Origin of the sequence: Raineya orbicola (genome assembly GCF_002843425.1) — a bacterium.
Taxonomy (GTDB): Bacteria; Bacteroidota; Bacteroidia; order Cytophagales; family Thermonemataceae; genus Raineya; species Raineya orbicola.
The window spans coordinates 1-13,149 of record NZ_NKXO01000017.1; the positions used below are offsets into that span (position 1 = coordinate 1).

Annotated in this window: 10 protein-coding genes; 1 reads left to right on the forward strand and 9 read right to left on the reverse strand. The window is 38.4% G+C overall.

The features are described 5' to 3' along the window. Positions 1 to 111: 111 nt before the first annotated feature. Positions 112 to 2,385 carry a TonB-dependent receptor gene (locus Rain11_RS06325; protein ID WP_101358508.1) on the forward strand — a complete coding sequence of 758 codons (2,274 nt, stop codon included), beginning with the start codon at positions 112 to 114 and terminating at the stop codon, positions 2,383 to 2,385. Positions 2,386 to 2,415: 30 nt separating this feature from the next. Here Rain11_RS06325 and Rain11_RS06330 read toward each other — a convergent pair whose 3' ends face one another. From Rain11_RS06330 to Rain11_RS06370, 9 genes are all read right to left on the reverse strand, one after another. Then, positions 2,416 to 3,540, reverse strand: a complete 1,125-nt coding sequence (locus tag Rain11_RS06330) for a methylmalonyl-CoA mutase family protein (protein WP_101358509.1) — start codon at positions 3,538 to 3,540, stop codon at positions 2,416 to 2,418. A 19-nt stretch (positions 3,541 to 3,559) separates the two neighbouring features. Continuing rightward, the gene (locus Rain11_RS06335) at positions 3,560 to 5,095 is read right to left on the reverse strand and encodes a PorP/SprF family type IX secretion system membrane protein (protein WP_101358510.1); all 1,536 of its coding nucleotides are present in this window, start codon (positions 5,093 to 5,095) and stop codon (positions 3,560 to 3,562) included. Then, positions 5,092 to 6,987 carry an ATP-binding response regulator gene (locus Rain11_RS06340; RefSeq protein ID WP_101358511.1) on the reverse strand — a complete coding sequence of 632 codons (1,896 nt, stop codon included), beginning with the start codon at positions 6,985 to 6,987 and terminating at the stop codon, positions 5,092 to 5,094. Before Rain11_RS06340 ends, Rain11_RS06335 begins: the two co-directional genes overlap by 4 nt. A 77-nt stretch (positions 6,988 to 7,064) precedes the next feature. Beyond that, positions 7,065 to 8,459 (reverse strand): dipeptidase, encoded by a 1,395-nt coding sequence (locus Rain11_RS06345; protein WP_101358512.1) that lies wholly within the window; start codon positions 8,457 to 8,459, stop codon positions 7,065 to 7,067. Positions 8,460 to 8,496: 37 nt separating this feature from the next. Continuing rightward, positions 8,497 to 8,976 carry a 2-C-methyl-D-erythritol 2,4-cyclodiphosphate synthase gene (gene ispF / locus Rain11_RS06350; protein ID WP_101358513.1) on the reverse strand — a complete coding sequence of 160 codons (480 nt, stop codon included), beginning with the start codon at positions 8,974 to 8,976 and terminating at the stop codon, positions 8,497 to 8,499. A 15-nt stretch (positions 8,977 to 8,991) separates the two neighbouring features. Next, positions 8,992 to 9,396 carry a DoxX family protein gene (locus Rain11_RS06355; protein ID WP_101358514.1) on the reverse strand — a complete coding sequence of 135 codons (405 nt, stop codon included), beginning with the start codon at positions 9,394 to 9,396 and terminating at the stop codon, positions 8,992 to 8,994. Between the two features lie 95 nt (positions 9,397 to 9,491). After that, positions 9,492 to 10,496: an NAD(P)H-dependent glycerol-3-phosphate dehydrogenase gene (locus Rain11_RS06360; protein ID WP_101358515.1), complete on the reverse strand. Its 1,005-nt coding sequence runs from the start codon at positions 10,494 to 10,496 to the stop codon at positions 9,492 to 9,494. Between the two features lie 9 nt (positions 10,497 to 10,505). Then, on the reverse strand, positions 10,506 to 11,969 hold the full coding sequence (locus Rain11_RS06365; RefSeq protein WP_101358516.1) for a Fic family protein: 1,464 nt from the start codon (positions 11,967 to 11,969) through the stop codon (positions 10,506 to 10,508). Positions 11,970 to 11,994: 25 nt separating this feature from the next. Then, positions 11,995 to 13,110, reverse strand: coding sequence for a DNA polymerase III subunit (locus tag Rain11_RS06370; protein ID WP_101358517.1), 1,116 nt, complete (start codon positions 13,108 to 13,110; stop codon positions 11,995 to 11,997). Between the last annotated feature and the right edge of the window lie 39 nt (positions 13,111 to 13,149).

Genomic DNA, 13,149 nt, shown 5'->3' on the forward strand with positions numbered 1-13,149 from the left:
ATGCCAATCTGATAAATATTTTTGCAAAACAGCTAACATTTCATTACCTTTGCGTAAAGCTTTCCCTTGTGTGTGAGCCATATAAACTTTGTTTTTTCTCTCAACAATTATATGGCTCTTTTTTTACTTTTTCAAACTAAAAATTTTGTCGGAGGACTGAATGTTGGTTTATTGTTTCCCTTCGGCATTTCGGCTCAAAATATTGTAGGCAAAGTAACTAATCTCAAAAAAGAACCTCTCGCAGGGGCAAGTGTTTTTTGGCTCGGGACTACCACAGGCGTAACCACTGACGAAAAAGGAACATTTGAAATTTCTGCACAAGGCATTTCAAATAAAAAACTTATTGCCAGTTATGTAGGTTATACGCCCGATACACTTGAAATTACTCATCAAACCATTGTTGAGTTTGTATTGCAAGATGCCTCAAACCTCAAAGAGATAGTCGTTCGCGGTGAGCGTGAGGGCGTAATTATTTCAGACCTTACTCCGATTAAAACCGAGCAAATCACCCAGACCGAACTCAAAAAAGCCGCTTGTTGCGACTTATCGGGCTGTTTTGAAACTCAAACCACCGTACAACCGCAGGTTACAAATGTGATAACCAATTCAAAAGAACTTCGCATTTTGGGCTTGTCGGGCGTGTATAATCAGGTGCTGATTGACGGCTTTCCTATGATACAAGGTCTGACTTACACCTATGGCATTAGCAGCATTCCGGGTACATTGGTAGATAACATTTACGTAGCCAAAGGAGCAAACAGCGTATTACAAGGCTTTGAGAGCATCAGCGGGCAAATCAATGTAGAAACCAAAGAACCTGACCAAACCGACCGTCTTTTGCTCAATGTGTATATGAACAATTTTTTGGAAAAACACTTCAACGCAAACTATGCCTTCAAAAAAAACAAATGGAGCAATTTAACGGCATTGCACACCGTTCAACCTGCCCAAAAAATTGATAGAGATAAGGACAATTTTCTTGACTTGCCTCTGCTTACTCGTTATATGATTTCTAACAAATGGAAATACGGCAACGAGAAAGAATGGGGCTGGCACAGCCGAGTAGGTGTACGGTTTTTGAGCGAGCAACGCATCGGTGGGCAAACTTTTTTTAATCCTGAAACCGATAAAGGCAGTAGCATTGTGTATGGGCAAAGCGTAAATATCCATCAGCCCGAAATTTGGACAAAAACAGGCTATCGCTTCAACGACAAAAGCAGTCTTGTCGGGTTTGTTTCGGCTTTCCACCACCAACAACATTCTTTTTTCGGCACGGTGAAATACCAAGCACAGCAAAGCAATTTTTACGGCAATATTCAATACGAGCATAGCTACGCCAAACACGACCTCAAAACAGGTTTCAGTTTTCGCCATCTCAATTTGAATGAAAATATTGCTTTTACCGATACTTTTTTGCCACGTACCTACGTAGGAAACTACCACAGAATAGAAAACATTTGGGGGCTTTTTGCTGAAAATGTGATGCGATTTTTCAACGACAAACTGACGTGGATTGCAGGCTTTCGGGGCGACCAGCACAATCAGTTTGGGTTTCAACTTACGCCACGAACATTGCTAAAATACGACCTCACGCCTCAAACCATTGTGCGAGCCAACATAGGCACAGGTTGGCGAACCGTTAATCTTTTCAGCGAAAATATTGGGCTACTCGTTAGTTCAAGAGATATTATTTTTGCCGAGCCATTGCAACCCGAAAAAGCTATCAATTACGGCATTAACCTAACCCAAAAATTTGAAACTCAAAATGAAAACCTTTCGGGTTATTTCAGTGCCGATTATTACAGAACCGATTTTCAAAACCAAATCTTCCCCGACTACGATACCGATGCCACCAAAGCCATCATCAAAAACTTTACGGGCAGGAGTGTTAGCAATGGTTTTCAGGCAGAATTGTATTTGAAAATTTACAAGCGTTTTGAACTGAAAACAGGCTATAACTACCTCAACGTATATCGGGAAGTTGGCGAAACCAAGCAATTGCTACCTTTCAACCCGATGCACAAGATACTGACAAGCCTGAGCTACAAACCGCTCAGCAACAAATTTCATTTTGATATGAATGTGCATTGGTACGGAAAGCAGCGTTTGCCCAATACCCAATCCAATCCTGTGGAGTTTCAACGCCCAGATTTTTCACGTCCTTTTGCTCTTGTAAATGCCCAATTTACCTACAATTTCAAAAGGTTTGAGGTGTATGCAGGTTGCGAAAATATTTTTGATTTCAGACAATTGCAACCCATTATCAGTTGGCAAAATCCGTTTAGTCCTTATTTTGATACTTCTTCTGTTTGGGGTCCCACACGCGGACGCGAGTTGTATCTGGGCGTGCGGTTCAGGTTAGAGGACAAAATGGATAAAGAATAATCAATTTCTATGTAATAATTTTTCAGATAATTACAAAAATTCCTCCAAGCGAAACTCACGAATAGCTCTGCTTGCGAAAAAGCTATCTATGTTTTTACGTTCAACTTGCAGATTTTCGTCTTTGGGGTTGGGGTATTTATTTACGCCAATCAATACACTTTTTTTCTGCTGAAAATCCGCAATTTTCTGCTTGGCTACATCTTGAATTTGCCTGCTTAATAGTCCTTTACTTTCGTAGGCAATCAATCCGCCTTGTTTTTCAATTTCTTGCAGTAAAGCCCAACTTCTTTGAGCAAGTTCGTAAGCCAAATATTCTACAAAATAAGTGCCTTGTGTAGCATTTTTTACAAAATCAATTTTGCTTTCGTGATGCAGAATTCTGTCTATGCAAGTAGCAATATATTCACTTTCTCTATTTTCTGTTCCGCCTAAAAAATAATCGTAGGGGATGGCAGAAACTTCATCAGCCCCTCCCAAACGAGCCGCCATTACTTCCAAAGTGCTTCTGATGATATTATTATAGGCATCGCGAGCTGATTTATTGATAAAAGCATTTACAGCAATCAAACGGGGATAGATTTCACTTTCTCTGCCCAAATATTGCACCAATAGCCGATTTACCAAGAGAGGAATTACTTGCAGTTTGGCGATTTCCATAAAAAAATTACTCCCCACAGCTACAACGATTCTAATTTTTCTTGTAAATGCTTCAATATCAATACTTTCTGAAATCAATTTTTGTAGATATACATTCAAAATGGCCAGAATGGTAGCAATTTCTTGAATAGCATTCGCTCCTGCGTTATGTAGAAACGAGGCATTGATAGTAATGTAATCTTCTTGCAATACACTTTTCAAAAAAGTTTCAAAAGCCGTTTCGTTCCAGTCTCTACCGCTATTGAGCCAATCGCCGATGTATTCCACGGCTCGTCCCATTGTTCCTTCGGATAAGGTGAAATTTTTATTTCGCAACATACTTTGAGCAAGAGCCTGTGAAAATACTACATTTACATCTGCTTGTGTGTAGAAAGGCTTGATAGGTATATTTTCGTAATTTTTGGCTAAAATTTCCTCCAATGGCTTGCCTTTCAGGTCTTTTTCAATTTGCGAAAGCCAATCTTGGGGTGTAATGGATTGAAATTCAGAAAAAAGCATATTTGATTTTGTTAGAAATTTATTTTTGCAAAATTACCCATTCCAAACGATTTTTTTCATTTTTTCGTACGATATTCTGACGAATAATGCGTTCGGGAGCAATCCCCTGCAAGATAAGTTTTTCTTTCAAATCATCTGCCTGAATTTTCAGAAATTCAGTTTCAGAGTACTCTCTATTGGCAAAAATAACAATCTTGATTTTGAAATCTTCGTTTTTTTCTAAAATTTGGGCTATCTGATAAATTTTCGCCTTATCTATTTCCAAAAAGCCATCTTTATCAGGAAAAACGGGCTTAAACATTTGTTTTTCCAGTGGTGAGAGCCTGCTTTTTGATTTTTTAGCAGAAATTTCTATCGGCTCGCGAATAATGACTTTCAAGCCTCCTTTTTGCTCTACTCGGTTGGCTTCGCCTGCTTGTTTAGTCATTTTCTGAGCAGTATCTAAACGAATTTGGCTATCTTTGTTAAGTGTGTCTTGGGGCTTTTCGGTAGGATTGGGTTTATCTATTTGCGAAATAGGAGGCTTGCCAGTATCTTTTTTTTCTATTTTCTGCTTTTTAGTTTTTGATTTTTGGTTTCTTTCAAAAGGATTTCGCCAAAGCAAACTGATTTCAAAAGCACTTAAAGTTTGTCCTGCTATGTTTCTATTGCCCAAAGCAAAATCATAGCTAAATGAGAATTGATAATTTTTCTGCCAAAAATCAAGACTTGCTACCAGTGCTTTATTGGTATTGTACCACAATCCTGCCCCTAAACGATATTTTTGTTCGTTACGTTCTTTGGCATTATAGCGAGCCAAAGCCCCCAAAGAAAGATTTCGTCTGCTACTTTGTTCCATATAACGAGCCGTAGAGTGGAATGTCCAATTATCTTTTTCTGCAAGAAAAAACTCTCCTGTGATGTTCCAGAGCAAAGGAATACGGCTCACTTCTGCAAACCAAGTAGTATTGGGGCGGTTGAGTGTGTAACCTGCTACACCTACGTAATAAAGCAGTTTTTCATCATCTTCGCCATACCACAAAAGTCCTGCATTGACCGCAGGAAAATCGGAGCGAAAGTCGGAGAGGGGTTCATTCAGGGGAAGCGAAGCATCAAAGCCATTGATAGTGTACTGACTTTCAGTAGTAAGTAGATTGGCATTCAATCTGCGAAAAAAATAACCTCCCTGCAAGCTGAAAGCCAAGTGGTCATACTCGGTGAAATTGACACGATAGGCTAAATTTGCTAAAATAGCGTTGGTTTGCAAAAGTCCGCCTTTGCCTGCTCTCTCATTGAGAGCCAGTAGACCAAAACCTCCTGCCTGATAGTTAGAAGCATCAACCAAAGGAAATACAAACTGAAAAGCAGAAGTGCTAATACCTTGCCCTATACCGATTTGCTGTCTGCGAAAATTCAGCGAAGCCCATATTTCTTGCCTTGCCGCCGCCCAAGCAGGGTTTTGTAATAAAGGGGTAGGCTCGTAATATTGTGAAAAAAGAGCATTTTGTCCTTTTGCTAAAAAAGGAAAAAGTATGATACTCAAAAGAAAAAAGGATAAACTAAATTTCAGTTTCAAATTTCAGCCAATTTTTTCATATTTTCGCTACACGAATTTACTAATTTTTGCATAACTTCGTAATAGTTTTGCAATTTTTCCCAATTGGTGGGGGCTTGAAGCGTCATTTTTTCCATTTCAGTGGCTATGCGAGAAAGTACTTCACTGCCAATCAGTGTGGTAGAGGGTTTGAGCTTATGAATAGCTTTGTGTAAATTGTGTTGGTCTCGGCTATTGAGAAATTCCCCAATTTTGCTAATATCTTCGGGGATACTTATCATCAGCGAGTCAAGCATTTCTTGCATAAAATCTTTTTGTCCATCTGTGATTTTTTGCAAATAATTCATACTGCACAAGGTACGTTTTTCTTGTGGTATTACTTGTTCCAAGATAAAAAGTAATTGTTCCTGCGAAAAAGGTTTCAACAGAATGGGATAATTGACTTTGCGTAGCCCCAAACTACCCGTAGCGTAAAGTATGGCGGTTTTATTTTTGTGAGGATTGTTCATTTCAAAGATTTTTACCATCTCATCTCCCTGTAAATTAGGCATTTGTAAGTCGGTAATGAGTAAGTCATAATATTGATTTTTGAGCATTTCAAGGGCTTTGTTACTTTCGCTACATACGCTTACCTCAAACCCTAATTGTTTAAGCAGTTTTTGGGTGTAAAGTCTGCTGATATCCGAGTCATCAACCAAAAGAGCCTTGAGGGCAAAAAATTGATATTTTGGGTGAGTTTCGGAAATTTCTTGTTTGGGTAGAAACTCAAATGGAATAGTAAATACAAAAGTTGTTCCTACATTTTTCAGACTGCTAACCTGAATATTTCCGCCAAAAATTTCTACGAGTTGCTTTACTACCGAAAGTCCTAATCCTGTACCGCCAAGTTCTTGATAAGAAAGGTTGCCTACTTGCTCGTATGGGTCAAAGATGCGTTTTGTTTCTTCTTCGTTCATTCCTACGCCTGTGTCAGCGACTTCAAATTTGAGCTTACATTGGTTGGCTTGAAGGCTCTCTAATGTAGCTTTTACACTAATTTGCCCTTGCTCTGTAAATTTGACAGCATTGCTGATGAGATTGTAAAAAATTTGTGTCAGACGTACCTCATCACCTATAAGCGTATGAGGAATTTGTTCGTCAATTTCAAAATACAATTTCAGGTGTTTTTTCTCTAAAATTTGCAAGAAATTGAGTTGTAGGTGCTGAAAAATAGTATTAAGCTGAAAATGTTGCTTTTGCAGGCGAATAGAGCCACTTTCTAATTTGGAAAGGTCTAAAATATCATCTAAAATAGTTCTTAAATGCTTTGAGGCAGTATAAATACTTTCAATGTATTCTTTAAGCTCGCCTGTGGGGTTTTCTTGTTCTAAAATGATTTGCGAAAGTCCTAAAATACCATTTACAGGAGAGCGTAATTCGTGGCTGATTTTAGAGAAAAAAAGGTTTTTCAAATCACGGCTTTTGCGTAATTCCTCGTTACGCATTTGTAAGATTATATTTTCTAATTGAATATTTTTATTTTGCAAGTTCAGGTACTCGTTTTCAAGCATAGCTAGCCGTGCTAATTGCTCCATTTCCAAAACACTTTTTTCACTACGGCTCACATCTTTGATAATACAAATAATGGGTTTATCAGGGAAACGTTCCTCACGGAAAAGCAGAAAATCAAAAAACTTGTTTTCGTCCTCATTCTCCGAAATGTCTATGCGTGGCAGAAAAATGGTTTTTTCAGTTTGTATAGCTTGGCTAATACTTTCCAAAAAGGGGAAAATTGTTATCAAACTTTCCCCGATAGGTATTTCAAAAATACTTTGGCAACTATCTAAAATTATCAAGTCATCATCAAGTTTTAAGAACTGATAAAATGACTGCTCCGAAAGATAGAGTTTTTTATAGTCAAAGATGCTTAGCATAGTTATTTGATGAGAACTTTTACATTCTAACTTACTTCCTCAAAGTTCAACTTTGTGAAAGTAGGTTTCGGTACTTTTCAGGCGTTATTTTTCAGGCGAATGTAATGTTTGTAAAAAAGTGGTATGGTTTCAATACCTTTGAAAAAATTAAAAATTCCGTAATGCTCGTTAGGGGAGTGGATAGCATCAGAATCCAGTCCGAAGCCCAAAAGCACCGATTTCAAGCCCAATTCTTTTTCAAAAAGAGCTACAATCGGGATACTTCCTCCACCACGCGTAGGAATAGGCTTTTTGCCAAAAGTTTCTTCCAAAGCCAAATTCGCCGCTTGGTATTCTATGGAGTTAGTGGGCATTACGTAAGGGAAACCGCCGTGATGAAAGCGAACATCAACCTTCACAGATTTGGGAGCAATGGCTCGGAAGTGCTGTTCAAAGAGTTCAGCAATTTCGTCGGGGTGCTGATGTGGCACAAGCCGCATACTAATTTTGGCGAAAGCCTTGGAAGGAAGCACTGTTTTAGCACCTGCCTGTATGTATCCACCCCAAATACCATTCACATCAAGCGTAGGACGAATAGAAGTGCGTTCAATGGTAGAATATCCATCTTCGCCTGCTACGTCATCAATACCTAAATCTTTTTTGTAAGTTTCTAAGTCAAAGGGCGTTTTTGCCATTTCGGCACGCTCTTCGGCGGAAAGTTCTTGCACTTTGTCGTAGAAATGAGGAATGGTAATTCTGCCTTTTTCGTCTTTGAGAGAGGCAATCATTTGGCAAAGCACATTGATAGGATTAGCTACTGCCCCGCCATACACACCCGAATGTAAATCGCGGTTGGGTCCTGTAACTTCTACCTCTACATAACATAAACCACGCAAACCTATTTCTACTGAGGGAATATCATTGGCAATAATACCTGTATCAGAAATGAGGATAACATCGGCTTGGAGGCGTTCTTTATTTTGTTTGATAAAAGGCTCTAAATTACCCGAACCACATTCTTCTTCGCCTTCAACCATAAATTTTATGTTGCAGGGTAAAGAGTTGGTTTTTAGCATCATTTCCAATGCCTTGACGTGCATATAAGTTTGTCCTTTATCGTCGCAGGCACCACGAGCAAAAATAGCTCCTTGCGGGTGTAGAGCTGTCTTTTTGATGACAGGCTCAAAAGGGGGCGAGTCCCAAAGTTCATAGGGGTCGGCAGGTTGAACATCATAATGCCCGTACACAAGCACCGTAGGCAAATTTTTATCAATAATTTTTTCACCATATACAATGGGGTGTCCTGCGGTTTCGCAAAGCTCTGCTGTATCGGCACCTGCTTCTAATAGTTTATTTCGCAAGAACTCAGCGGCACGTCTTACATCTGCTTTTTTGCTTTCATCAGTACTTACCGAAGGTATTTTTAGCCATTCTATCAGTTCTGCTAAAAAACGCTCTCGGTTGGCTTCAAGGTAAGTTTGGTGAGTTTGCATAAATGATAAAAATTTTGTTGGTCTTTTTTGGAAAAAATCAGTTTTTGTAAATCAATGCTATTGCGGTGGCGGTAATCCCTTCTTTTCGCCCTACAAAGCCTAATTTTTCGGAAGTAGTAGCTTTAATGGAAACCTCATCGGGGCTGATGTGCATAATTTCGGCAAGAATTTTCTGCATTTCAGGAATATACGGATTGATTTTAGGCTCTTCAAGGCATACCATAGCATCTACATTGCCAATTAGGTAGCCTTTTTCGTGAATCATAGCTACTACTTGGGTTAGAAGCTTTTTGCTATCAATATCTTTATAGCGGGGGTCTTTGTTGGGAAAATGATAACCAATATCACGCAGAGCCAAAGCTCCGAGTAGTGCATCGCAAATAGCGTGAATAAGCACATCAGCATCGGAATGTCCTACGGCTCCGCGTGTGTGGGGGATTTGCAAGCCCCCAAGCCAAAAAGCACGCCCTTCGGCTAATTGATGCACATCATATCCCTGTCCTATGCGAAATTTCATAACAATCATTTCGTTTTACCATAATATCCACATAGCCATTAGGCAGGCTATAAAATAAGGTACTAATCCTGCCGCACCCGTGTAATCTTTGGCGATGCGTTGTCCGAAAAAGAGCATAATAATATTAGCGGTTGCCAAAACTGCTCCATAATAAGCCCAAATGCTTTTGGGGGTAATGAGTAAATGTAAAAAACCTATCAAAGAGAATACTCCTGCCGCCACTTCTGTAATGGTGATGATACCTAAAAGTAAAGGCACAGAATTTTTAAGGAAAGTTTTTGAAAAATGGCTTTTCAGCCACGAAAGATTGCCTTTCCAATCCAATACTTTATCCAAACCCGATTGCAAAAATAAAATAGCCAAAAATGCACTGCAAAATATTTTTGAAAGAAAATTGATTTGAAAAAATTGTTCTAACATAAACGTATGCGTTTGGGTTGTTTTGCTTCAAAGATAAGGAATTAAGTTGTAAATTCTAAATGAAGGCTTATGGCTTTTGTTTTTGAGAATCTTTATCAGACAAACTTTTCTCGTAAAAGGGCTATTTCTTTGCTTGGGGAAGCCTTTTCATACAAAATTCTGAATACGGCTCTGGTAATAGGCATATCTACTTTGTATTTTTGCTCGTTGATGGTATAAACACTTTTTACAGCGTAGTAGCCCTCTGCAATCATATTCATTTCCATTTGAGCCGATTTTACGCTATATCCTCTGCCTATCATATTACCGAATGTTCTATTTCGGCTGAATTGAGAGTAAGCAGTTACAAGCAAATCGCCTAAATAGGCAGTATGGCTCAAATCTCGGTGTTGTGGGTAAATGGCATCTAAAAATGCTTTAATTTCTTTCACAGAATTAGTTACCAAAACCGCCTGAAAATTATCGCCATAGCCTAATCCGTGGCAAATACCACAGGCAAGAGCAATGATATTTTTCATTACGGCACTGTATTCTACGCCAATCATATCGTCGTAGGGAGTGGCTTTGATGTAGCGGCAAGTAAGCATTTGAGCTACTTCGCGGGCGAGTTCTTCGTTGGAAGTGCCTATGGTCAGGTAAGATTGCCGTTCTAAAGCGACTTCCTCGGCGTGGCAAGGACCGCCAATGACTGCCATTTGCTTAAATTTTATGCCTTTTTCTTCGTGAAATAAATCTGTTACCAAGTAATTTTTGTTGGGGATCATTCCTTTTACGGCAGAAATGATTTTTTTGCCTTGCAAATCTTCTGCACTAATATTCTGAACGGCTTCTTCCACAAAAGCCGCAGGAACAGCTACAAGTACATATTCAGCTTGTGCAATTGCCTGCTTGGGGTTGAGCCAAACTTTTACCTTGTTTTCATCAATATACACATCGCTCAAATAATTCGGATTGATGTGAAAACGGCGAATGAAAGCGGCGGTTCGGCTATTACGCATCCACCAATGAATGCGAACATTATTCTTTTCGGTAAGAATTTTAACCAAAGCAGTTGCCCAACTGCCTCCCCCTAAAACGGCTATGGAATTTGTTTTTTCCATTTTTAGAAACTATGTTAATTCGTTAATAATTATAGACATTCCTACTTTCAAGACATCTTTCAGAAACACCTCTAAGTTCTCCTTTGAATTTTCAGAAAATTCATTTTCAAGTGATATGGTATAGGGTTTTATATGAATAGGGATAGTTTGTTCTATTCTTTGATTTTTTCTGCTTTTATCTATAAATTCAACAAAAGAACCAAGAGCAATTACTGAGTCAAAATAGCCGAAATAATGGAGCGAAATAATAATATCATAACGTTTGAACTGCGAGATATGAAAAGATATTCTAAACCATTTTCGTGGTCTGTTTTTATTGAAGAAATAATCGTTTTCTTGGGCTAATGCAATAATTTGTTTCGTGTAGTAATAGGAATTTTCGGGTTTAGAAGCAATTGTTTGAATATAAGTTTTCTCTTTGGGTATTACTTCAAATAATTCTTGTTGAATTTTCCCGATGATTTCATACACACTTTCTGATAAGATATTCCAATTCTTCTCAATCGTTTTATCACGTTCTAATTTTTCTTGCAAGCTCATTTTTTCTACCTTCTCTTTGAAGGTTTGAGCAAGTACTGAGAGCGTATCAAAGCTCATTTGAATATTGAGGGCTTTTTCAATGTTTCTTTTTTGTACTTTGCAGAAAAGAATTACTAAATTTTCAGGATTTCCCTTATCAGCTTGTTCTAACGCTTCAATATATTCTTTTCTTTCTGTTCGCAAAATATTTAGGGGGAACAACTGATGTTTTATGAGAATTAGACTTGCGAGCAATCTTGCCATTCTCCCGTTCCCGTCTTGAAAAGGATGTATTTGAGTAAAAGCGTGATGAAACCAAGCCGACAAAATGATAGGGTGGATTTGTTTGGCTTCTAACCCGTTTGATATTTCAAGCAGTTTGTCTATTTCGCTATCCACTTGAAGTGGGGGGCAATACTCAAAAATGGTTCCATCACTTCGCTTAGGATTATTAGGGTGCATTTTGAACTTCCCTTTCAACACTTCTACTTTTATTTCTCTTCCCAAAGAGTCAATTGCCCAAGTATATTCCTGCCCTTTCAAAACAAGTTGGTGAAGTTCTAAAATGAAGGACTTGTTAATAGGTCTATTATTCGTAACAACATCAAAAACAAAATCTATTGCTTCAAACTGATGTTTCAAATAATTCATCAGTTGATTTGGGGAAATATTGGTATCGTTATGGCTGATATAACTTTCAATAAAGCCTTCTTTTATGAAGGTTTGAGTGATGCCTTCACTTAAATCGTATAGTTTTTCAATAATGCCTGTTTCAATAGCGTGTTGTCTTTTCAGTTGGTTAAGAAATTCATCAAATTCTTTGCTATTTTTTTTTAATTGACTTCTTTTTTTATACCAACTTGGGGCAAGCTCGTCAAATAAAGAAGTGTTGGTTTTTGACCACTTTTCATTAAATTGGATAGGTTGCCAAACTTTAATGTACTTATTTTGCATATCCAATCAAGTAAAATTTTATTTTTCAACGAATAATTTGGCTAATTTGCAAAGATGTTTCTAAAAAAACAATTTTTGGGTTTGCATTTCTTTCTAAATGAAAAATGGCATTGTTGAGCAATTCGTAAAATTTAGCGATATTTTCTGTATGAATGGTTTTGGAGAATCCTTGTACAAAGGTCATTCCTTCTTCGGAAAGACGATTGAGTTTGCCTTCAGCAAAGCGATATACCAAAGTTTCTTGGCACATATTTAAGCCGTATTGCAAAAGATTTCTTTGAGCTTCTTTGGGCATTTTTCCAAAGTCTTCCATCATTTTACAGAGTTCGGCGTATTTGCGAGAGTAGCAGATTCGCATCCAATTCCGAAAAAGACTATGGTTATCATCTACAATTTCTTGGGCTAAATATTGTGCTTTTAGTAAATTACCTTCTGCCAAATGAGCGATTTGTTCAGCTCGGAGAGGCTCTACTTGCATTTTTTCTTGTAAAAACTCTTTTACCTCACTATCCTTGAAATTGCGTATGCGTACAGGTTGCAGACGCGAAAGAATAGTAATCAGGAGTTTTTCGGGTTCCTGACTTACCAGAAAAAAAAGCGTTTGAGGAGGCGGCTCTTCCAAAATTTTAAGCAAAGCATTGGCGGCTGTGGGGTGCATTAGTTCGGGAAGCCAAATCAGCATTGCTTTGAAATCACTTTCAAAAGGCATTAGCGAAAGCGTAGTGATGATTTTACGGCTTTCTTCGGCACTGATATTAGGCATTTTGCTTTCTGCCCCAATATGCTCCAGCCACTCACTTATGCCTGCGTAAGTTTTTTGCAAGGCAAATTCTCGCCACTCTTTGAGCAAATCTTGGCTCAAAGGTTTTGTGATTTTGGGGGTAGAACTTGTGGGAAAAACAAAATGCAAATCAGGGTGCGTGAGTTTATCTAATTTACGGCAGGCGGGGCAAGTGCCACAGCTATCATATTCGCCTTTGTTATGACAAAAAATATAACGAACATAAGCCAGTGCCATTGCCAGATTTGCCGAGCCTTCTGCCCCTGCAAAAAGTTGAGCGTGTGCAACGTGATTTTGCCTAAGGGCTGTAATGAGTGTTCTTTTAATTTCTTCTAAACCAAAAATATCCCTGAAATACATCGGAAAGTATTTAGGCGGTGAGTTTTGAAAAAAACACCC